This window comes from Candidatus Peribacteria bacterium (assembly GCA_023038255.1).
Lineage (GTDB): Bacteria > Patescibacteriota > Gracilibacteria > Peribacterales > Peribacteraceae > CALREJ01.
Genome location: CP082927.1, coordinates 828,700 through 849,949 on the forward strand (window position 1 = coordinate 828,700; position 21,250 = coordinate 849,949).

Below are 21,250 nucleotides of genomic sequence, written 5' to 3' on the forward strand. Positions count from 1 at the left end.
GAGGGAAACTGATACAATCCCGTAACCCATAACCGATTTCCCATAACCCATCATCCGTATTCTTGCCATTGAATCCTCGTGCGATGAAACCTCGATTGCCGTCGTGGAAAACGGCTGCACCGTCGTGAGCAATATCATCGCCAGTTCGGCAGTTGCCTTCAAGGCATCGGGTGGCGTGATTCCGGAAGAGGCGGCGCGCAAGCAGGTGGAATCTATTCTCCCTGTTTTGCATCTGGCACTGGAACCACTCGGAAATGACTGGAGCAACATTGATGCGATCGCCGTCACGAAAGGCCCGGGCCTGCTCGGATCACTACTCGTCGGAACAGTGACCGCCAGAGCACTCGCGAGCATGCACCAAAAACCGCTGATCGGAACGCACCACACACTCGGCCACTTAAGCTCCACCTGGCTTGATACTGATCCAACCGCACAGCCACAGTTCCCCATCCTGACGCTCTCCGCGTCCGGTGGTCACACCGAACTCTGGCTCCGCACATCGCACACGCACGGCACACTGATCGGCCGCACGATTGATGACGCCGCAGGCGAAGCTTTCGACAAAGGCGCCACGATGCTCGGCCTCCCCTACCCGGGCGGCCCGTCGATTGCGAAGGCAGCACTGGAAGGAAATGACCAGGCATTCGACTTCCCGGCTCCACTCAAAAAAGAGCGTACCTTCAATTTCAGCTTCTCCGGACTGAAAACATCGCTGCGCTACACCATCCGCGATCTTCAGGTCGATGCCGCATCACAGACCCCCGATCTCGCAGCGTCATTTCAGAAAGTCATCTGCGAACATCTCGTCAGTCGTATCACAATGGCACTCGAAGACTATCCGGACATTCAAGAGGTGCATCTGGTCGGAGGCGTCTCCGCAAATACCGTCCTGCGCACCATGGTCACCGCGCACTGCCCGGATGTCACCGTCCGCTTCCCGGGCAAACTCAGTTACTGCACAGACAACGCCGCGATGATTGCCTCGGCTGCGTATTTCCTGACACAGGAACACGAGACTGCGACAGAGATGTTTATAACAGAGGCATCGTTGCCGTTGAGTGCGGCGATACGAGATTGAGCCCTCTCCCCGCCCCTCTCCCGTTCCGGGCGAGGGAGTTTTGTTTGTTCCAATAAAAAAAGAGTTCCACCAGGAACATTTTCCCAAAGGGAAAATGAAGGTTCGTCGTTCACGGGGTGGAGTCCGGCCACCCGGGGGTGAAGGGGCAAGCGGAGGAGCGGCTGGCCCGGACCGCACTTTTTGATTCTTTTTGCTGCACGAGCAAAAAGAATGCCCCCGCGGCAGCGGCCCCCGGAGGGAAACTAGATACAAGCAACAACAAAAGCTAGACTACATTCCATCATGGACATCACCCTCACTTGGGACCTCATTGTCATCGTCTTCTTCGCAACCATCGTCGCGTACAGTTTTATTGTCGGAAAAGACGAATCTGTGAAAATCATCATCGCATCCTATATTGCAATCGTGGCAGTGCAGGCCATCGGCAATATTCTGGAAATGCTCTCGGGGCAATCGCCATTCATGATGAGCATGCTCGGATTCACCATCGACCGGAACATCATCTCCACCATCAAACTTGTCCTCTTCGTTGCGATGATTATTTTCCTCGCTATCCGCGGCGGCTTTGAAATGCAGTATGCAAAAGAGATTGAGGGTATTTGGGAAACAGTCCTGACCGGCGCATTCGGCTTTGCAACATCGGGCTTACTCTTAACAGCACTGCTCACCTACGTCGCCGCCAAACCGATTCTGGATAACACCCTGGAATCCGCCCCATTGCTTGCAGGTATTCTTTCGCAAAGCACACTGATGCAGATTATGGTCGACTACCAAAACGTGTGGTTCTGCCTGCCGGCTGTTCTTCTTCTGACGGTCGGATTTTTGAGTAATCGTGACGCGTAAAATAAAAAAGATTCTTCTGTGTGACAAATACATAAGGAACGACATTATTGACTTTACTGTCAATCCAATGTGTCCTGCTGTCCGATCAAATCGCTTGCACGCAGCACATCATTAGACAAGACTGGAGCTAATTTCTCCCTCCATGTTTTTTATGAAAACTTCCCTTCAGTCCCTCACCAACAAGGTGGCCGCTGCGTCCATCACAAGCTTGGTGTTCGTCTCCTCTGCATTCGCCCAAACAGGTGGCGATGGCTTTGCAGGTCCAGATCCTAACCTGCCAGGCTTGCCTGATGCTGGCACAGACGCTGACGGTGTCCGCACCATCATTACTGATATCCTGACAGCAGTCCTGAACTTCCTCGCTCTCATCGCCGTTGTGGTGGTTGTGATCGCAGGTATCCGCCTCATCGTCTCCCAGGGTGAAGACGAGGCAAAGGACAAGGCCAAGAAGACTATTTTCTACGCTCTCGGCGGTCTCGTGATTGTGCTCTTCGCACGCGTTATCGTCAGCCTTGTGACGGTCTACCTCGCAGGCCAGGTCGAAGGAAACTAAAGCGACTTCTTATCGATTCTAAAAACGGACCCTTCGGGGTCCGTTTTTTTGTTTGATCAAAGATGAGCTGGCAAAGTCGAAGGGTCTATCACCGATCCTCCACGCGTGACAACGGCGCCCCGGTCAGCGGCTCCAGCGACTGGAGAACGGTTTCTGCAGGTGTGACTTTCTGCATCAAAACAGGATCACGCACGACGATCGCATCCTCGCGGATTTCCAGAATATTGAGTGCCGCAATCGGCGCTCTCCACCGGAACCATTTGCGGGGGTAGAACCATTCCACATGAAATGTCCGTGTTTCAAACTGCACATCCCGGCAGATACCAAGATCTTTTCCGGACTCTGTGAGCATTCTCTGTCCGAGCACGGGGCGTTTTTCGGAAAGCAATGACTGCAGACGTACAATATCTTCAACAGGCGACAAGGATTCCGCATGCCGAACTCGTACTCTGGAGCCAAAATGCATGATATCCAGCGCAGGCAGAAAAAGGACCTGCGTATGCAGAAAAGACGGAATCACCACAAAAAAGCCCTCAATGGTGGCTGTATCGGGATGAATGAGGATATCGCCAATAGTGCCTATATCCTCTTCCAGCTGATCATCTGTGACAGGCATGCCGGCGCAAGTGGTAAAACGGACGTGCATTTGCTATAATGGTACTACACAATGAATATCTTTGCGGGCTCCACCCATCCGGCCCTTGCCTCCAGCCTCGCGCAGGAGCTCTCTGTTCCACTCGGGAAGATTCTCCTGAAACATTTCGCATCGGGCGAGTGTTATGTGAAGTATGAACAATCTGTGCGCGGACAGGAAGTGTATTTGCTGCAGGCACCGGGTGTTGATCCGCATGAGGCGCTCTTCGAGCTCTTCCTCATGTGCCAGGCCGCCAAACTGAGCTTTGCATCCCATGTGCATGTTATCCTCCCGTACTTCCCCTACTCACGCCAGGACAGAGTCTCCGAACCGCGCGAGCCGATTTCTGCAAAGATGATGGCCGTCCTGCTCGAGAAAGCGGGTGCAGACCATATCATCACCCTCAACCTGCACAGCGACCAGATCCAGGGATTCTTCTCCGTGCCGGTCGATGTCCTCGACGCGCGCCCGATTTTTGCAAAGTACTTCAAGAGCAAGCTTGAGAACCCGGTGGTCGTTTCCCCGGATGTGGGAGGCGCAAAGCAGGCGAAGAAATTCGCAGACCAGATGGGAGCAGATCTCGCCATCATGCAGAAGAACAGAACCGGACACCACGAAGCACAGATCCTGGAAGTGGTCGGGAACGTGCAGGGTCGCACCTGCATTCTGTTTGATGACATGATCGATACCGCAGGAACGCTCTGCACCGCAAAAGCTGCCCTCGTGGAAAAGGGTGCAAACCCGGATGTCTATGTGGCCGCTACGCACGCACTCTTCTCCGGACCTGCAATTGAACGGCTGAAAGAAGCCAAATTCAAAGAAGTGGTTGTGTCGGACAGCATTCCCCCGCGACATCAGTTTGAAGGCCTGACAGTCCTCCCGATCGCTCCCCTCCTTGCAGAAGTCATCCAGCATATTGAGAGCAAGCAGAGTGTGACAGATATTTATAAAAGCAAATAAAGAAGTCACTAAAAGCAATTCCAAGGATGGAAGCGCTATGATACGCTGAACATGTTTCTTCCCCATTTTTTCTTATGAAAAAATCTCTTTCCCTGTTGGCTGCTGCCTCTGCAACAGTCGCACTCATGCCGCTCGCATTTGCTGAAAGCAGCATGTCCTCATCCGCATCAAGTGTTGCGATGTCTTCCTCTTCATCCCCTTCATCCGTCATGATGACAGGACCATGCGCCGATAAAACAGGCGTCGATAAGGTGCACTGCTTCAATGCAGAAAGCCGCAAGAAGAATACAGACACACGCATGGATTCCGCCCGCAACAGCAAAAAAGCTGCCATCAAAGACGCATGCAGTCAGAAAGAAGGCCTGGAAAAGGCAGCCTGTCTGATGAGAATCAAGAAGGCCACCATGAAAAAGGCTGAAAAAATGATGGAGAAAATGGAAAAGAAAATGAAGCCGGCTACCCGTCCGATGTCTCAGGGCGCCCAGTCTCTTTGCCCAGGCAAGCGCGGTACGGCTCTGGCTCTCTGCGTCCACAGCTTCCGGAAGACCTCTTCCCCGCTCCGCAACAAGTCTTCAAGCAGCGCTTCATCCATGATGTCAAGCAGCAGCATCAGTTCATCCTCTTCATCTTCCATGAGCTCTGTCAGTACCAGCTCTGTATCATCAAACTAAGCGTTTTGACCACAAAAAGGCATCCAGACACACGTTTGGATGCCTTTTTCGTAGAAGAGGCTATAAAAGCCCATGGCACGATATCTTGACCCCGGAGCCATTTCTCCGTACCCTCCCTGTACTTTCCGGGCGGTTAGCTCAGCTGGTTAGAGCGCGACACTGATAATGTCGAGGTCCGCAGTTCAAGTCTGCGATCGCCCACCATCAAAAAACACGGTTAGCTCAGCTGGCCTTGTTTCGTTTGAAATCAAAAGCACATCACTTTCCTTCAGGCAACTGGTCATCCAGCGCTTTTGAAACTCCTGTCACTTGTGCAGTCGTTCCGTCGATAGACGTAAAGTAGTGCACAGGCGCTTCTCTGGTTAAGCGGTACTGCGATGAAGTAGTACTAGCATCCCTGGCAATACTCCTCTCCACTTGCTGATCAAGCTGGCGCTGTCTCTGTGGAGAATGAAAGAAATTATTATTTCTAATTGCCTCGCGTATAGCAAACTGTGTTCTCAAAATCTCCTCATCCTCATGGTCGAGTGCATCCAGACGGCTTAATGTGACCGACAATACATCTCTCTGTTGGTCATACGAATATCCATCGAAGACATTGGTTTGGATGATAGCTGCTTTGTACGTAAGCCCTCGCTACACAATTGCATCATAAAGCATATCTGCATCCCGCTGGAGAATTTCTTCGTGTGTCAGATTTTCCATAGTGCGATTATTATACGATCACAGCATAAAAAGTCAATTCTTCTTTACATACTCTTATTTCCCCTGCAACCACTCCGTAAACTGCTGCAGCGATATCGCATACGGCAGAATCTGTCCCTGATGATGAATTGCGCTCACAAGGCCCGTCTGCGGGTCAAAGGAGAAATGCAGCGTCGTATCACCGTTTGCTGTGCCAAAGACAATCTCGGAGACCTCTACAACACTTCCTACAGGCTTCAGGATTGTCTGAGCGGTCGACATGAATCCTGCGTTTGCGAGGATAAAGGCCGTCTGTTCAATCAAAATATCCGGTGAAACATCCACATGCTTTGCCGATGATGCTGACGATGCAGCAGGTGACACGACAACCGCGACGGGGTCCGGAATCGGTGATGCGAGACGGCGCTCTGTCCGCAGTGTACGGATGCCCTGGAGAACTTTACGAGCATCTGGCGTGAGCTTCTGTTCGAGAGGATCAGCAACAGCAAGAATCGCAGTACTATAGGTCTCTACGCGCTGCGGGTACTGCAATGTATCAAACTGTTCGATCTGGGATTCTATAAACGGCAGCGCAGCTGAAAAGTCTGCAATACCTTCTTTTGTGGCGGTCAGACTCTTCCACTGGTCCTGCCACTGCGTGATGGCAAGTTCCGTGATGGCAGCAGGCAGCACATCGGCGGCTGGCGTAAAGAGCAGGAACAAACGTTCTGTCTGTCCTCTGAGCTCTGCGGACTGCGGCACCACGCGTGCACTATCGCGGAGGAGCGGATGAAATGCTGCCAATAAGCGATACTTGCTGTCTGCCACAAAGAACGGCAACAGGAGATGGTCTTTGTGCACACGAGTGGCGAGCGTCAGCAGTTCCGGGAGTGCGCTGCGGCCTTCCGGAGATGTTAGAATATCGTCTATATCAGATGCCAGCAGCAGTGTATCGAACGAAGGCACATCGGACTGCAGTGCAGTGCGGAGCGCTTCGATTCTCTGGAGACGTTCCATCTGCGCTGCGCGTTCCTGCGCCTGTTCAAAGCGCAACGACTGACCGATAGTGTGCGGCAGAATCGTTTCATCTGATGATGTGCCACTCTCTGCAGGCACAAATGTCGCAAGCTGTGAGAGCGAACGAAGCATCGTCTGTGTGTAATCCGCAGGGAGCGGAAGCACTTCACGGGAGAGATACCACAGATCCAGACTGCCGGAGAGCGGCGCGAGCGTCTCCCCTTTCCATTGGGTAAACGCAGGAACAATCGTCTGCTCTTTCCCATGCGTCACAAGAACCGGCGTCGTAAGTGCGGCAACGGTGATCGACACTGCACCGACCGTTACCTGATATCCACCATTCCATCCTTCGAGTGTGTATTCCCCTGCTTCAAAACGAGAAAGATACGGTGAATAGACAAGAGTGGATGCGTTGTCCTGACGTGAGACCTGTGCACCATCTACCACCACCTGTTCATCCGTGATGAGTGATGCAGCTGGAACAGAGGCGATAAATACATCGCGCAGACTGAGCGTGAACATCAACAGAAAAAGAGGTGCTGCCACGAGCCATCTGTGTTTCGCGTTTTGGGTGTGTTTTTGTATGTTCATATTTCCTCTCATTATAGCAAAAAATGTCACTTTCTTATAGTCTCAAGACCCTAAAAATACACATCTGACAAGGGATGGCTCAGCAGCTTTCCCCTATCATCCGTGCATGCGTATTGTCGGAATCGATCCTGGATTGGCGATTGTCGGACTGGGTGTCGTGGAAGCGACCGGTGCGGATATTGCCGTGGTTGAATGGCTGACAATTGATACAAAAGCAGGATTGCCACTCTCCGAGCGCATTGCCGAAATACACAAAGACCTCGCAGCGTTTTTGGAAGAGACGAAACCGGAGCTGGTCGTGATTGAAAAGCTCTTCTTCGAAACAAACGTCCGCACGGCAATCGACGTTGCGCAGGCGCGCGGTGTTATCCTGATGACCGCTGCAGAGTACGGCTGCGATATTCTGGAAATTACCCCGCTTCAACTGAAGAGCGGCATTACCGGCGACGGCTCTGCAGACAAGCAACAGGTACAGTCGATGCTGGTGCAGATGCTGCACCTGAACGAAATCCCAAAACCTGATGATGCAGCGGATGCGCTGGCGCTTGCGGTGTATGGAGCACTGCATCACCGGACAGCGGTATTACTCTGAGACCACCCCCGCCGTCACATCAAACACCGTCGCCCCCTCCGCATTCGGCGGCACACGGGTAGAGGTCATCAGGACCTGATAGCCCCTGAATGCATCGAGCAATGTCCCCTGATGCCTGTCATCCAGTTCGGAGAAGGCATCATCCAGAAGGATGACCGGCTTTTCGCCACGCTGTAATTCCAGGTATGACACTTCCAGGAGGAGCAATGCCAGCACGGCAACGCGCTCCTGACCGCGGGACGCAAAGCTCGGAATGGCGCGACCATCACGGTACACCTGCCAGTCTTCGCGGTGCGGGCCGGTACCGGTGGACTGGAGAATAATGTCGCGCTGCCTGGTTGATTCCAGAATGCTGATCATTTCCGCTTTCAGTGTCTCAAGATCGCGCGCAGAGGTTTTTCGTTCGTAGCGGATATCCGCGGAATTCCATGCTTCCCCCAGTGCGCGGATTTGTTCGAGCAATGTCAGATTCAATGTCTCGATCAGTTCCAGACGCATGAGGGTAATACTGGCTGCTTTTGCGGCGAGTTCCAGGTCCCAGATGGCAAGCACCTCAGAGGTGTCATTCCCGTTCGCAATGCGCTTTAGGAGAGCGTTCCGCTGCTGCAGGATTTTCTGGTAGGCGGAGAGATCTGAAAAATACTGCGACGAAACCTGACAGAGCAACTGATCCAGGAAGCGCCTTCGTTCGCCAGGCGTGCCACTGAAAAGCAGCAAGTCTTCCGGCATGAATGCAACGGTCGGCAGCGTTCCGACATACATCGAAAGCGGCGAGCGGACATCATTTAAGAAAAAGGCTTTGCGCTTGCGCGGTGTGAGCTCACTCACGATTTCCATCGTCGTCTCCTCTCCTGCGTCGCTCCGAAGAACGCCTGAAATCCGGTAATGCCCCTTCTCCCACTGGACCATGTCTTGTTCATCTTTGCCCCGGCAGGATTTGGTGATGGACAAAAGCGATACCGCTTCCAGAATGTTCGTCTTTCCGGCACCGTTCTGTCCCACAAACAGCTGAATATCGGCGTCCGTCAGACTGATGACCTGGGACGTGTAGTTGCGGAACTGCTCGAGAATAAGACGGGTGATACGCACCGATTGATCATACACGAGCCAGTGCCTCTGCGATGAGAGAAGTCACGAGTTCCAAGTACGCTTTGCGCTTGAGAAACTCTCCGACTGTATCGGTGGGAATCCACTTGAAATCATCCACTTCAACATTATCGACGGTGACTGTGGCATCCGGCGAACAGGTTCCGAAGACAAACTCGATCCGCTGTCCGCAGATATTGTCCGGCCGGAAGCGCCGGTAGGACGCGGGGAAATCGTATTTATACACAAGATCGCTCTTTCCAAGGACTGTGACATCGGTAATCCCTGCTTCTTCCCTGAGTTCGCGCACCGCACATTGCTCCGCTGTTTCGCCTTTTTCCGCGCCACCCTGTGGCAACTGCCAGGCATCGCGCTTGCGCGGCTTATGCAAAAGCAGAAGTTCGTAGCCGTTTTGAGCGGGACGAAGCAGCAATAAAGATGCCGCCGCCCGGTACATATCATTCATGAAACGGACTATAGCGAAAACATCGGCCTGATGTAACGACCGGGTGGGAAGATTAGCTTGAGTGCTTCTCTTCTTTGAGTTTTACAGCAACACGGCGACGCAAAGGCGGGCAGTACTTTTTCATATCTGCAACATGCTCTTTCCAGGACTTTCCAGCTTTATCCTGCTTATGAAAGCGCATCGTCCCCAAACGGATTCCCGTTTCGGTACAGAAGACGCCGAAGACAACTCTTTTACCTCTTGGCATAGCTGACGCAGTATACGGATACAAAAGCTCGACGCAAGCGAATTTTAGGCCTTCTGAAGGTATTGGAACGCACTATTGGCCGCAGTCGCCCCTTCGCCGGCAGCTGTGGTGAACTGGGCAAAATGGTTGCTGCCGTCTGTAATGTCACCCGCACCGAAAATACCCGGAACCGTCGTATTCATCCCTTTATCAACCTTCAGGTACCCTTTCTCATCCACCTCACACCCGAGACTTTTGGCCAAAGCCGTTGCAGGATCGGCACCGATTTCAATAAAGACACCGTCTACCGTAAGCGTATCGCTTCCTTCAAATGGCTTATCAAGCTTGATACCGCTTACTTTCTGATCCCCGAGAATCTCTACAACATTGCTCTCCAGCACAAACACCACGTTCTCTTTGCTCTTCACGCGCTCCACCCAATACGGCTCTGCACGGAAGTCTGCTTTGCGATGCACCAGATACACCTTTGCCGCTACCTGTGCCGCAATGGCTGCGCCTTCCACTGCACTGTCGCCTCCACCGATCACTGCAACCGTTTTGTTGCGGTAGAAGAATGCATCACAGGTTGCACAGTACGTCACACCCTTACCGGACAAGCGGTCTTCTCCTTCGACGTGCAGATGGCGCTTGTTGGAGCCCATCGCAAAAATCAGCGTTTTGCCCTGCACCGTCGTGCCGTCATTCAGCTGCATGCTGAAGAGCGTTCCTTTCTCAATCGATTCCACACGCGCATTGTGAATAGTCACCTCCTCAAAGCTCGCGGCATGCTTGTGAAACTTCTCCATCAGATCCGGACCGGTGATTTCAATATCACCCGGCCAGTTACCGACTTCTGCAGCGGTAATGCCAAGACCACCTGCCACTTCCCCCACCAAAAAGGTTGTGAGTTTGTAACGTGCTGCATAAATGGCGGCTGTATAGCCGGCGCAGCCCTGTCCGATAATCAAAACGTCATAGATCATAGGGGCACATCCTAGAAAGAAAACCTGCAACCTGCAACCTGTCACATCCACCCGCGCACTTTCATGGTCTCTACAATGCGTCCGAGTCCCACAAGAAATGCGGCCATGCGATAGCTTGGTGCACCTTTCAGTTTCTGTTCATGCACCGCACGAAACGCATTGAGCATGATGCGGTTCAGTTCGTCATCCACCTGCGTATCTGTCCACTGCTCCCCGCTTTTGCCCTGTGACCATTCGAAATAACTGACTGTGACGCCACCGGCATTCGCAAGCACATCAGGCACAACAATAATCCCCTTCTTTCCAAGAACAGCATCGGCCTCCGGCGTTGTGGGACCATTGGCAACTTCGATGATATACCGCGCCTGAATGCGATCGGCGTTCTCTTCGTTCAGAACATTGTCGAGTGCCGCTGGAATGAGAATATCGCAGGGCAATTCGAGTAGCGCTTCATTTGTCACAGTACGAACACCTTTTGCCTCATATGCAGTGACTGATCCTTTCTCCTCTTTCGTGAGATCGATCTCCGAAGGATCAAGGCCATCCTCACTGTAGATGCCGCCCTTGGAATCCGACACGCCGACAATCGCATAACCGGCCTTGTGCAGAAAATGCGCCATATGTCCGCCCGCATTTCCGAATCCCTGGATGATGACACGCTGACCGTCGCTGTCCTGATTTTCTGCTTTCAGTAATTCTTCCAGTACGAAGAATGCGCCGCGGGCCGTTGCTTTGTCGCGGCCACGGGAACCGCCGAACGAGAGCGGCTTTCCGGTAATCATCGACGGTGCGTACAAACCGTTATTGATCTTTTCAAACTCATCACGCATCCACGCCATAATCTCCGGTGTTGTATTCACATCCGGCGCCGGACAATCGATATCCGGACCGAGGTGCTCCCCAAACGCACGCACATACGCCCGCGCCACTGCCTGCAGTTCTTTTTTGCTGTACTCCTTTGGATTAAACTGCACGCCACCCTTCGCGCCGCCAAACGGAATATCGACGACTGCGGTTTTAACAGCCATCAGTGCGGCAAGTGCCTTCACTTCTTCCTCATTCGCCTCCGGATGAAACCGGATGCCGCCTTTGTAGGGACCACGCGCATTGTTGTACTGCACACGGAATGCAGGAAGCTCAACGGTTGATCCGTCATCGCGCGTCACACTGATTTTTTTCTTGTGAATGTGCTGCGGCGTCTGGAAGAGCTTCTGCTCAGCATCCGTCAGCTGCAAAGCATCCATCGCGGATGTAAGCAGCACGGTGAAGCGTTCGTAGGGGGTGGATGCTGGCATAACAAAGAAAAGAAGGGAAATCATCTGTCACTATACCCCTTCTGCACAGAAAAGAAGCGTTTTCCCCAAGAAATTGAGGAGAGAATTATTCGGTTTTTTTGAGTACCTTTACCCACAAACCATGTGTCGGTTCACCAATCACGCCGCTATCGGTGACCACATCTGTCGGCAGTTCGACCTGCAGACTATGCATAGACCCCGGCTCAGCGGTACCGGAAAAATCAGCGTAGATTTCGATGGATCTGCTGTAGCAGAGTCCGGGCGCATTCTTCGGATCAAACCAGAGCGTCACGGTGTAGTTTTCTGCGTTGATTGCTCTCTTGGTCGTAAGCTTTTTGCCCAGCACTTTTGCGTACACTCTGCGGATATTCGCAGGCGATGTCCCCTCATACAAAAGCGTCATGTTGCGAATGAGCGTGAAATCATGACACCCCTCACGGAGCGGATACGACAGCATCAATACTCCACGCGCACCGGGCCTCACTCTCTTATCCGGCACAGGCGCATCTGCCGCACTCACACTTCCGGTTCCGATCAAGACACTCAGAAAAAATGATGTGAGACAGAGTGCAAAACGCATGCTGGAAGATGGCATGACAATTATTCTACTCCTGAGATATCACTGATGTACACTTCGCTCATGCGCCTCTCACTCCTTCTCATCTTCCCGATTGTCATCCTCTCTGCCTGCACCACGCAATCGCCTGATACTGGTGATGCATCACAGTCACACGCATCCTCGTCGATGCGCGCAGCCTCATCATCCAGCACTGCAGACGAACAACCGACAGAGCCGCCACCTTTGGACCAAACCAGTCACAGCGGGTCCTACACAAATGCTGCATACGGCTTCTCTCTCATGTACCCGACACATTTTGAACCTCTCCAGAAACCATATTGGCGCGTCTATCGGTACCACAACAGCCGCGTGGAGAATAATATTCTCAAAAATGATGAAGCAGACGCCCTGTTTGCACTGAGCGCTCGTGACCGGGAACTTCCGGGCGATCTGAAAACCACTGTCGCCGTGTATCCGCTGAAAGGATATAGCTACGTGAATATTTATGATGATGAATATCTGTATAACGCAGACACAGGAACGTGGTCGAGAGTCATGGCACAGAACTCATTTGAACCAAAAAGTCGCAGCTATAATGGCATAACAATGTACGAATTTACCTTCGGTGATGCGGGGTATTTCGAACGCACATTCGCAATACTGCAGCCGGAAAAAAACATCGTCGTTGAAATCAGTATCGGCGGCTGTCTGGGGTGCATCCCCGGCTCTGACGGTTTCGAAGGTCTCCCCCAGGAACAATACGATTCCATGCAAAAACATGCGGATACCGATACGGAGACCATTCTCCGGAGTTTCCGGTGGATGGATTGATGCAGGATGGGAATATCAGTAGTGTATGATCCTTCCCATGCCATGGTGGCGGAACGGTATACGCGCACGACTCAAAATCGTGTTCCCTTACGGGATTGAGGGTTCAAGTCCCTCCCATGGCACCACAGAATATTACGCCTTAAAAACGGACGACCGCGTCCCGACAATCAATCCAAGAAGTGCGCCAAGTGGCATCAAAAGAATCATCACCAGAAGAAGAAAGAACAGTGAATCGGAAATGCCTTTTTCGAGAATGGCGTAAGAGGGGTTATGGGGGTCCACATACGCTTTCTTTTGCGAGCCTGTGGGATACTTTGTTCGCAAGAAAATCCATGCTTCATCCTCCGATAGTGCGGAATAGTAGCCGGGAGAAACATTCAGACGACTTGAAACGTATTGCTTGGTATCCAACATGTATCGGAATTGAACATGCCCCTCGTAATCAAACATATTTCCGCGCTTGCGGTAATGTCTCACAGCATGATCAGTGACAACGACATCAACTGCCGGCCACGAATAAGACCGGACCATTTTGCTGACGACGGGAAATGCAAAAAACGAGAGCGCTCCTGTCAGGAGGAACAGAGCTATGCAGGTCCACACATAGTGTGTACGAGATGGTCGGATGGAAGGATTTGCCATAAATACAGCTGTTTCGAGTATCTTCTGCTCATTACGCACTGACTGCAACCATGTATACTACACACTCAATGAACCAGTACAAAACCTTCATCTTCGACTCCTACGCCTTCGATAAGGCAAAGCGGACCATTTCACTCGTCTATAAGCTGGATGATGCGGTCACCTTTACCGAAACCATCACTCTCCCCGCTGATCTGCACATACAGGATCATCCGGACCTGGATAGCGCACTGTTTGCGCTGCATCTGATGGGCGGCATCAGTTACTACAAAACCTGCCTCCCAAAAGCGATAGACATCCGGAGTGGAAGCTTAAGCGAGAAGCAGACAAGTTTCTGGAACGATGTGTACGAAAACGGCCTCGGAGAATTTTTCTACAGGAACGACATCGATTTCCGCGGACTGATTCATTTTCCATCAACAGGCAACAAGCCAACCATCAACAAATCTGAATCAAAAAAAGATGGTAACAAGCGTGTATTAATCCCTATCGGCGGCGGCAAAGATTCCCTGGTCACAACCGAACTCCTGAAAAAAGGCGGCTCCGACTGCACGCTACTGCGGATCGGTCAGCATCAACTGATCGACACGATGGCAAACGAGGCGCAGCTTCCGCTTCTGAATGTAAAACGCGCACTGGCGCCGGAGCTGTTCACGCTCAATGCAGACGGAGCGCTGAACGGGCATGTGCCAATTACCGGCTACATTCACTTCCTCTCTGTCATCATCGGGCTTTTGGGCGGGTACGGATATGTGGCCTTCAGCAACGAGGAAAGTGCGGAAGAAGGAAATGTCGAATTCCACGGGAAACAGATCAACCACCAGTGGAGCAAGAGCCTCGCGTTTGAGCAGATGTTCCAGGCATACGTTGCGGATTGTGTAACGAAGGATGTGACCTGCTTCAGCATGCTGCGCACACTCTCTGAACTGAAAATCGCCGAGCTTTTCTGTGAACACCGGCAGTACCTCCCGCTCGCCACCAGCTGCAACCGCAACTGGCAGATCCTCAGCAAAGACCCGAACCGTCCGCGCTGGTGCGGAGACTGTCCGAAGTGCGCCTTTGCGTTTGCGCTCTTTGCCGCATTCCTCCCGAAGAACGATCTCGAGGGAGTGTTTAACGGCAATCTTTTTGAGGATGAATCCCTCCTCCCACTCTACCGTGAGCTGCTTGGCGTGACCGGTCACAAGCCGTTTGAATGTGTAGGAACACCGGAAGAAACAGCGGCGGCATTCGTGATGGCGCATAATCGCGGAGAGTTGGAAGACACGGCAGCCATGAAGATGTTCCTGGATGACGTGATGCCGGAAATCATCGAGCCGGACGAAATCATCGGCGAAGCGATGCTTCAGCGTCCGAAGCATGCGATTCCTGACCAGTTCCTCCCGCTTCTGAAAAACCTATGAAGATCCAGGATCTCGCCGGCAAGAAAATCTGCATCCTCGGCTTCGGGAAAGAAGGACAGGCCATGCTTGCAGCCATCCAGACACATGTGAAGAAATGCAAAATCACCGTCGCGGATGAAAACCCCGATGTACTGAAGGAGCTCGCAGAGACAACGCCGTACTACCTGCAAAGCGGCGAAGAATGGCTGAAAGATCTAGAAAAGTTTGATGTCATCATCAAATCCCCAGGCATCCCCCCTTCCAGTCTCCCCATAACCCATAACTCATTACCCATAACCTCATCGACCCAGATCTTCTTCGACACCATCGAAGGCTCTGGCGCAACGGTGATCGGTGTGACCGGCAGCAAAGGAAAAAGCACGACATCCAGCCTTCTCTACGCACTCCTTAAAACCGGCAAGAAGGAAGTGCATCTGATCGGAAACATCGGCGAACCTGCCATCAGCCATATTGATGACGCGAAGAACAGGACACTGTTTGTCATGGAAATGAGCAGCTACCAATTGATGGACCTCAAGACCTCACCACAGATTGCCGTCATCACGAGCTTCTTCCCGGAACACCTGAATTATCATGGATCGATTGAGGCTTATATGGATGCCAAAAAACACATCACGCGTTTTCAGACAGAGAGTGACCTCGTATTTTTCTGTGCAACATCCGATGGAGCGACCGAGATCGCGAACGAAAGCCGTGGAACCAAAATCCCCTTTTCCATGAAAGATGCTCCCGTCAGCATCCCGGACACGCAGCTGATTGGAGATCATAATCTCAGTAACATTGCCGGAGCATTCATGGTTGCAACCAAGCTTGGCATTGAGGAAAAAGCGGCGATCGAGGTGATCAAAACTTTTAAAGGTCTCCCGCACCGTCTCCAGTCACTCGGCATTCACCATGGACAGGAATGGATTGATGACGCGATTTCCACCACACCGGAATCAACCATCGCCGCGCTCGACGCGCTCGACAGCAGAGTGGAAATTCTCATTCTCGGCGGACAGGACAGAGGGAACGATTTCGGCGCACTCGGGGAGCGCATCAAAGCGTCATCCGTCAGCACAGTGATTCTTTTCCCCGGCAGCGGCCCGCGCATCAGACAGGCGATCATAGATGCGGGTGCAGCCGTGGAATTCTTCGATGCTGCGTCCATGGAAGACGCTGTGACCATCGCCAAGAAAGTGACAGGCGGCAGAACACCGCTCGGACACCCGATTGTCCTGCTTTCGACCGCATCGCCAAGCTACGGCATGTTCAAAAACTTCGAGGAGAAAGGCAACATCTTTGCCCACTACGTGCAGATGGCATAAAGAACGATTTTATGCTAAAATAAACAGATGTCGCGCATTCAATATCCAAAACTCCTCCTGCTCGTCTGCTCGTTTGTTCTCGCATTTTTGCTGTTTGAGATGGGGATTTTCGATGCCCTCCCCGTCCTCCTTCGGGGCCAGGGGTATCTGACAATGTTCTTCGGCGGACTGCTCTTCAGTTTCGGATTCACCACCCCGTTTGCCATCGCGATTTTTATTGAGATGGCAGATACCGTCGATCCGTTTTTGGGAGCAATTGTTGCAGGAATCGGCGCCATGCTCTCCGATCTGATCATCTTCCAGTTCATCCGCTTCTCATTTCTGGATGAACTGCACAGACTCGGTCATACACGTTTCATCAGCTGGCTCTGGACCCACGCGCACAAAGAAAGTATCCCCGAGCAGATCCGACACTACATCAAATGGTCGATCGCCGGCATCATCATCGCGTCACCGCTCCCGGATGAATTGGGTGTCACACTGTTAAGCAGCAGCGCCGACGTCAAAGGAAAACCCTTCGCCGCATTCTGCTTCCTTCTCGACGCCATTGGCGTAATGATAGTCCTCCTGACGACACAATCACTGAGCTGATCCATCCCCGACCTTTACTTTTGCAGGACGCAATACTTTGCCGTTCAATTCATAGCCTTCTTCGAGCACCTCAATAACGGTATCCGCAGCGCCCGGACCAACCATGAGTGGATCGTGCTTGTTGGCATCCACCGGCTGATGGAGCGACTGCATACGCTTGAGACCGACATCGGCCATCTGCTTCATGAGATCCGCTTCGATGGCACTCACACCCTTCACCCATTCGTGATCTTTGAGGTCCTCCGGAATGTGCTGGAACGCACGCTGGAAGTTATCGAGTGTCGGGAGAATTCTGCGGACCAATGATTCCGATGCAAACTTCCGGAGATCATCCGCCTCGCGCTCGACGCGCGCTTTTGCATTCTGCAGATCTGCCTGCGCGCGACCGGCAAGATCGCGATAACGATTGAGCTCCGCTTTCAGAGACGCGATTTCAGCCATCAGGTCAGCAGTCGTCGGAAGAACGATATCGTCATCCTGAGGGGTAGCGCCGGCCTGGGAATCATCAGTATGAGTCATTGGACGATGCAGGGAACAGTAGGATCAGCAATGCAGTTTTCGGTGGGAGGCGTGCCGCGTCCGGGGCAGGTTTTACTGTACATACAGGCATCATTGGTTAGTAGTGCCCATTCTTTTTTCATCGTATTTGTATGCGGCGTTACTCCTTCTTCACCGACTTCAAAATAGGGACCGTAGGAGAGCAGAATTTTATCACCATCTTTAAAATCATAATTCCAGAGAGCGATAATATCCGGCTTCCCTTGGAACGGAGGTTCATCAGGGCCTCCGCATGAGGAATTTCCATCAATCGTTGCCTTGCATCCAACCACAGCATTATTCACCAATGCCAACCATCCTTTTTGCGACTCTGTTTCATCGCAATAGGTATCACCATCAGGAGTAGTCACACAGGAAACCGACAGGTCATCATCGGTATATTTTTCATCAAGCGTAAAACCAATCGATTCCAAAAAATCTCCGAATGTCAGACCTGGCTTATGCCGGTGAATGACATGCCCGTTCATATCATGCAGATGCAGATACTCACGTCCGGCCACCACTGCACCCGATCCCCCCTCTTCTTCTCCTTCATGGGCAGATACAGCAGGAATCAAGCGAAAGGATGATGGTACTGACGCAACCGGCACATGAGACATGAACTCCTCTTTCGCAAAATCAAACTGCTCTCCATTGATCCACACTGCAAAGTCCGCATGCGTGTGATTCGGATCCGGGTTCTGCGCTGTACGGTTGTATCCGTACATACCTGCGCCGGCAAAAGCGATTATTGCGATGAGTGGAATAAGAGCTCGTTTCATGGGCGGAGTATAGCATGAGCTCCGGAGAATGAAGAGACTTTACAAGATACAAAGAGACCGGTTTTTGGCTTCAGAAACAACGGGAAATGCATGACCTCCGCGGAGGCCTCCGCTAGTGTGAGAGCCACTATGCAGCGACCCAACAGCGCAAAGTGGCTTCTGATCATCTCACTGGTGTTTGTGTTCGGCTATTTCGGCATCGATAAATTCATCAATCCCCTCACCTGGCTCGGATGGCTTCCTGCATGGATGGACGGCCTTGGCGGACTGCCGAAAGACAGCTGGCTGAAACTGGTGGCTATCCTCGAAATCCTCTTTGCAATCCTGCTGCTCATTCCGGTCAAAACAGTCCAGAAAATCGGCGTGATTCTCATCACCCTCCACATGCTCGGCATCCTCACCCAGGTCGGCTGGAATGACATCGCCGTGCGCGATATCGGGATTATGATGTCAGGAATCGCCCTTTTGGCCCTGCTCTAAGGAGCGCTTGCCCGAATCATCGTTTTTCCGTACCATTTGCGGGCTCTTTTAAGCAACGTGTATCGCACCTCACCCATGTCACGGTAGCTCAGTCGGTAGAGCACAGGACTCATAAGCCTGGGGTCGCCAGTTCAATCCTGGCCCGTGACACCATCAAAAACGCTCAGTCGCATTGCTAGAGGCAATCAGAAAACAACACCTGCCGCGCAGTGGCACAGGACTCATAAGCCTGGGGTCGCCAGTTTAATCCTGGCCCGTGACACCATCGAAAAAAGCTCGACTTTAAATAGGGCAACCGCCCTACCGTTTTTCATCATTTTTTTACCGTTTTTCATCATTTTTTTCAAGAGTCTTAGAGAGTTGTTTGGAATAATGTCCTGCGCAGAATTTGTGCTGTCTGTTATTTTACAACACTCACTCGTAAGGAGATTGCCATGCAGGAAATGGTCGGGTTCTGGATTGGTTTTGTCGGGTGGATACTGCTTGCCTGCAACGTCTTCATGGGAGACAAGCTGATCCAATGGGTTGAAAAGCGTCTGTACGTACCGTGGTACATAACTATCTGCACACCGGTCGCAGGGATTATGATGGCGCTGATCGGATGGGGAGTGTGGGCTATCGGAAGCCACGGCCATTACCCCGGATACCCGCTCAATGCAATCTACGAGCGGTTACAGTAAGGAGGGAGAAACAAACAGACAACGACGAGAGGCATCTGTGCTTCTCGTTTTTTATGTACCACAACTGGAATCCGCCTATACTACGCATGCGCTCACAGTGTTCCGCGCTTTCTCCATAACTATGCACACTGCGAATAGTCGTACATCAGCAAACACCATCCTGATACTTCTTGCTCTGGGAACAGCACTCGCATTCTCTCTGGGCTTCATCCGCAGCCTGTCCTGCTATTATAACTCACACGACATTGGCACGAATGCAGCAGCAAACGGCGTCTACTTAGTAGGGTTTCTATGGCCCGTTATCTTTCTCGTGCTCAGCAGCTTCACCATAATGGGAGTCCTACTCTGCAAAAAATATTGCCCACCCGTTCGGAATTCACTTTTGCTACAAATAGGAACGATGCTGATTATTGAACTCTGCGCTCTATTTTTCCTCACTCATTACGCAGTAAAAAACCTACAGGATTATCCGAATTCGACAGGGAGAACAAACTCCGTATCGGAATTTCTACAGACTGCAGTGCACTGCGAAACATTCTAAATAGTTATACTTCAGCATTTAGACATGATCATCCCCTTTTTCGTGGAGGAACTGTGACTCCGTAAAGAAGTGACGCGCAGCCATGAGTGCCACAAAAGCAAGAACACCGAGCGTGACATCAAGCGATGCAAGATCGGGCTTCAACATTTTACGTGCAATAACGAACGCGAGCAGTTCGAGCACGGCGGAAATACTGTGACTCACAAGCATACGCACCAGCTCCAGACCGATGATAACCGCAAGCACACGGTAGATCAGTTCGAAAAATGTTTCTGTCTGGCTCCAGTCCAGCTCCATCAGAACAGATGCACTGTGGAATGCGTAAAACAAGACACCAATCACCACAACGCCGGCAACGATTTTCTCGAGAAACGTAATACAGGTTCTCCAAATCCGATCAATCCGCTTGTGCAGAGTGTGCATGCAGAAAGCATAGCAGAACGCTACAATAGACGCATGGAAAAAAAGACTCTTCTCTGTCTCCACGGCTGGGGCGGCTCCAAAGACTCATTTACCGAACTCCGTGATGCCCTGAAGGGAACAGACATCGAAATTCTCACACCGGATCTCCCGGGCTTTGGCGATGAGCCGGAACCCGTACGCCCGTGGACAACAGATGATTACGCAGACTGGGTAGTAAACTGGCTTGCAAAGGAACAAGAAGCGAGAAGCAACAGGCAAGAAGAGATTTTTTTAATTGGACACTCACACGGCGGTCGTATTGCGATCAAGCTGGCAGCGGGTCACATGCTGCCGATCGGCCATCTGTTTCTGTGTGCATCTGCAGGAATCCGGCACCCACGGCACTTCAAGCGCATGATCGGACTGACACTCGCAAAGACCGGAAAATTCTTTCTCTCGATTCCTGGCATGCGGCATCTGCAACCGGTCGGGAAAGCATTTCTGTACAGACTCGTCCGTGTCCACGACTACGAAAAGGCATCACCCGTCATGCGCGACACGCTCATCAATGTCACCGAAGAGGATCTGCGCCCCCTCCTCCAGACTATCGATGTTCCGACGGATATCTTTTGGGGCACCGAAGACCAGATGACGCCGATTGCCGATGGATACCTGATAGCAAAAAAAATTCCGGGCAGTGCACTGCATACGTATCCGGGCGTAAGGCATCGGGTGCATCGGGATCGGGCGGAGGAGATTGCGAGACTGGTGAAGAAGGCCGTGTCATCCTGAGGCCGCTCGAAGGATGTTTCTTGA

25 protein-coding genes and 3 tRNA genes are annotated in these 21,250 nt (G+C 52.0%); 16 read left to right on the plus strand and 12 right to left on the minus strand.

The annotated features are described in order from the left end of the window. Nucleotides 1-49: 49 nt before the first annotated feature. From tsaD to K8942_03960, 3 genes are all read left to right on the plus strand, one after another. Nucleotides 50-1,078, plus strand: coding sequence for a tRNA (adenosine(37)-N6)-threonylcarbamoyltransferase complex transferase subunit TsaD (gene tsaD, locus K8942_03950; GenBank protein UPA23146.1), 1,029 nt, complete (start codon nucleotides 50-52; stop codon nucleotides 1,076-1,078). Between the two features lie 282 nt (nucleotides 1,079-1,360). Next, nucleotides 1,361-1,921, plus strand: a complete 561-nt coding sequence (locus tag K8942_03955) for a hypothetical protein (GenBank protein UPA22186.1) — start codon at nucleotides 1,361-1,363, stop codon at nucleotides 1,919-1,921. Between the two features lie 151 nt (nucleotides 1,922-2,072). Continuing rightward, the gene (locus tag K8942_03960) at nucleotides 2,073-2,474 is read left to right on the plus strand and encodes a TrbC/VirB2 family protein (protein ID UPA22187.1); all 402 of its coding nucleotides are present in this window, start codon (nucleotides 2,073-2,075) and stop codon (nucleotides 2,472-2,474) included. Between the two features lie 88 nt (nucleotides 2,475-2,562). On the opposite strand, the gene K8942_03965 is transcribed toward K8942_03960, so the two are convergent. Beyond that, the gene (locus tag K8942_03965) at nucleotides 2,563-3,090 is read right to left on the minus strand and encodes a hypothetical protein (protein UPA22188.1); all 528 of its coding nucleotides are present in this window, start codon (nucleotides 3,088-3,090) and stop codon (nucleotides 2,563-2,565) included. A gap of 51 nt (nucleotides 3,091-3,141) precedes the next feature. On the opposite strand from K8942_03965, the gene K8942_03970 reads away from it, so the two are divergent. From K8942_03970 to K8942_03980, 3 genes are all read left to right on the plus strand, one after another. Beyond that, nucleotides 3,142-4,068 (plus strand): ribose-phosphate pyrophosphokinase, encoded by a 927-nt coding sequence (locus K8942_03970; GenBank protein UPA22189.1) that lies wholly within the window; start codon nucleotides 3,142-3,144, stop codon nucleotides 4,066-4,068. 74 nt (nucleotides 4,069-4,142) lie between these two features. Continuing rightward, nucleotides 4,143-4,739 carry a hypothetical protein gene (locus K8942_03975; GenBank protein ID UPA22190.1) on the plus strand — a complete coding sequence of 199 codons (597 nt, stop codon included), beginning with the start codon at nucleotides 4,143-4,145 and terminating at the stop codon, nucleotides 4,737-4,739. A gap of 127 nt (nucleotides 4,740-4,866) precedes the next feature. Next, a tRNA-Ile gene (locus K8942_03980) sits at nucleotides 4,867-4,943 on the plus strand. A gap of 555 nt (nucleotides 4,944-5,498) precedes the next feature. Here the strand turns inward: K8942_03980 and K8942_03985 are convergent. Beyond that, a complete protein-coding gene (locus K8942_03985; GenBank protein ID UPA22191.1) occupies nucleotides 5,499-6,986 on the minus strand; it encodes a hypothetical protein in 1,488 nt (495 codons plus the stop codon). A 151-nt stretch (nucleotides 6,987-7,137) separates the two neighbouring features. Here K8942_03985 and ruvC point away from each other — a divergent pair, with 151 nt between their 5' ends. Continuing rightward, nucleotides 7,138-7,623 carry a crossover junction endodeoxyribonuclease RuvC gene (gene ruvC / locus K8942_03990; protein UPA22192.1) on the plus strand — a complete coding sequence of 162 codons (486 nt, stop codon included), beginning with the start codon at nucleotides 7,138-7,140 and terminating at the stop codon, nucleotides 7,621-7,623. Here the strand turns inward: ruvC and recF are convergent. The 6 genes from recF to K8942_04020 form a co-directional block, all read right to left on the minus strand. After that, nucleotides 7,615-8,712 carry a DNA replication and repair protein RecF gene (recF, locus tag K8942_03995; GenBank protein ID UPA22193.1) on the minus strand — a complete coding sequence of 366 codons (1,098 nt, stop codon included), beginning with the start codon at nucleotides 8,710-8,712 and terminating at the stop codon, nucleotides 7,615-7,617. The genes ruvC and recF overlap by 9 nt on opposite strands. A gap of 7 nt (nucleotides 8,713-8,719) precedes the next feature. Next, nucleotides 8,720-9,175: an NUDIX domain-containing protein gene (locus K8942_04000; GenBank protein UPA22194.1), complete on the minus strand. Its 456-nt coding sequence runs from the start codon at nucleotides 9,173-9,175 to the stop codon at nucleotides 8,720-8,722. Nucleotides 9,176-9,227: 52 nt separating this feature from the next. After that, complete coding sequence (locus K8942_04005) at nucleotides 9,228-9,422, minus strand: hypothetical protein (GenBank protein UPA22195.1); 195 nt, start codon at nucleotides 9,420-9,422, stop codon at nucleotides 9,228-9,230. 44 nt (nucleotides 9,423-9,466) lie between these two features. Then, on the minus strand, nucleotides 9,467-10,384 hold the full coding sequence (locus K8942_04010) for an FAD-dependent oxidoreductase (GenBank protein UPA22196.1): 918 nt from the start codon (nucleotides 10,382-10,384) through the stop codon (nucleotides 9,467-9,469). Between the two features lie 41 nt (nucleotides 10,385-10,425). Beyond that, nucleotides 10,426-11,679 (minus strand): Glu/Leu/Phe/Val dehydrogenase, encoded by a 1,254-nt coding sequence (locus K8942_04015; GenBank protein UPA22197.1) that lies wholly within the window; start codon nucleotides 11,677-11,679, stop codon nucleotides 10,426-10,428. An 85-nt stretch (nucleotides 11,680-11,764) separates the two neighbouring features. After that, entirely contained in the window at nucleotides 11,765-12,274 is a 510-nt protein-coding gene (locus tag K8942_04020) for a hypothetical protein (protein UPA22198.1), read from the minus strand. A 45-nt stretch (nucleotides 12,275-12,319) separates the two neighbouring features. Here K8942_04020 and K8942_04025 point away from each other — a divergent pair, with 45 nt between their 5' ends. Both K8942_04025 and K8942_04030 read left to right on the plus strand, forming a co-directional pair. Then, the gene (locus K8942_04025) at nucleotides 12,320-13,069 is read left to right on the plus strand and encodes a hypothetical protein (GenBank protein ID UPA22199.1); all 750 of its coding nucleotides are present in this window, start codon (nucleotides 12,320-12,322) and stop codon (nucleotides 13,067-13,069) included. Between the two features lie 39 nt (nucleotides 13,070-13,108). After that, nucleotides 13,109-13,194 (plus strand) — tRNA-Leu (locus tag K8942_04030). A 7-nt stretch (nucleotides 13,195-13,201) separates the two neighbouring features. Here the strand turns inward: K8942_04030 and K8942_04035 are convergent. Next, nucleotides 13,202-13,711 carry a DUF3592 domain-containing protein gene (locus K8942_04035; GenBank protein ID UPA22200.1) on the minus strand — a complete coding sequence of 170 codons (510 nt, stop codon included), beginning with the start codon at nucleotides 13,709-13,711 and terminating at the stop codon, nucleotides 13,202-13,204. A gap of 50 nt (nucleotides 13,712-13,761) precedes the next feature. Here K8942_04035 and K8942_04040 point away from each other — a divergent pair, with 50 nt between their 5' ends. The 3 genes from K8942_04040 to K8942_04050 are packed head-to-tail and all read left to right on the plus strand — an operon-like array spanning nucleotide 13,762 to nucleotide 17,012. Beyond that, entirely contained in the window at nucleotides 13,762-15,114 is a 1,353-nt protein-coding gene (locus K8942_04040) for a hypothetical protein (protein UPA22201.1), read from the plus strand. Continuing rightward, a complete protein-coding gene (murD, locus tag K8942_04045) occupies nucleotides 15,111-16,421 on the plus strand; it encodes a UDP-N-acetylmuramoyl-L-alanine--D-glutamate ligase (protein ID UPA22202.1) in 1,311 nt (436 codons plus the stop codon). Before K8942_04040 ends, murD begins: the two co-directional genes overlap by 4 nt. Nucleotides 16,422-16,448: 27 nt before the next feature. Further along, entirely contained in the window at nucleotides 16,449-17,012 is a 564-nt protein-coding gene (locus tag K8942_04050; protein ID UPA22203.1) for a hypothetical protein, read from the plus strand. Here the strand turns inward: K8942_04050 and K8942_04055 are convergent. Both K8942_04055 and K8942_04060 read right to left on the minus strand, forming a co-directional pair. Next, on the minus strand, nucleotides 17,001-17,531 hold the full coding sequence (locus K8942_04055) for a nucleotide exchange factor GrpE (protein ID UPA22204.1): 531 nt from the start codon (nucleotides 17,529-17,531) through the stop codon (nucleotides 17,001-17,003). The two genes, K8942_04050 and K8942_04055, sit on opposite strands and share 12 nt — an antisense overlap. After that, nucleotides 17,528-18,331, minus strand: a complete 804-nt coding sequence (locus tag K8942_04060) for a hypothetical protein (GenBank protein ID UPA22205.1) — start codon at nucleotides 18,329-18,331, stop codon at nucleotides 17,528-17,530. Before K8942_04060 ends, K8942_04055 begins: the two co-directional genes overlap by 4 nt. Before the next feature lie 129 nt (nucleotides 18,332-18,460). On the opposite strand from K8942_04060, the gene K8942_04065 reads away from it, so the two are divergent. The 3 genes from K8942_04065 to K8942_04075 all read left to right on the plus strand — a co-directional run bounded on the left by K8942_04065 (nucleotide 18,461) and on the right by K8942_04075 (nucleotide 19,491). Then, nucleotides 18,461-18,811 (plus strand): hypothetical protein, encoded by a 351-nt coding sequence (locus K8942_04065; GenBank protein ID UPA22206.1) that lies wholly within the window; start codon nucleotides 18,461-18,463, stop codon nucleotides 18,809-18,811. A gap of 77 nt (nucleotides 18,812-18,888) precedes the next feature. Further along, nucleotides 18,889-18,964: transfer RNA gene (locus K8942_04070), tRNA-Met, on the plus strand. A gap of 281 nt (nucleotides 18,965-19,245) precedes the next feature. Then, nucleotides 19,246-19,491, plus strand: a complete 246-nt coding sequence (locus K8942_04075; GenBank protein ID UPA22207.1) for a hypothetical protein — start codon at nucleotides 19,246-19,248, stop codon at nucleotides 19,489-19,491. Nucleotides 19,492-20,050: 559 nt separating this feature from the next. Here K8942_04075 and K8942_04080 read toward each other — a convergent pair. After that, complete coding sequence (locus K8942_04080) at nucleotides 20,051-20,455, minus strand: hypothetical protein (GenBank protein ID UPA22208.1); 405 nt, start codon at nucleotides 20,453-20,455, stop codon at nucleotides 20,051-20,053. 33 nt (nucleotides 20,456-20,488) lie between these two features. On the opposite strand from K8942_04080, the gene K8942_04085 reads away from it, so the two are divergent. Beyond that, complete coding sequence (locus K8942_04085) at nucleotides 20,489-21,226, plus strand: alpha/beta hydrolase (GenBank protein ID UPA22209.1); 738 nt, start codon at nucleotides 20,489-20,491, stop codon at nucleotides 21,224-21,226. Nucleotides 21,227-21,250 lie beyond the last annotated feature (24 nt).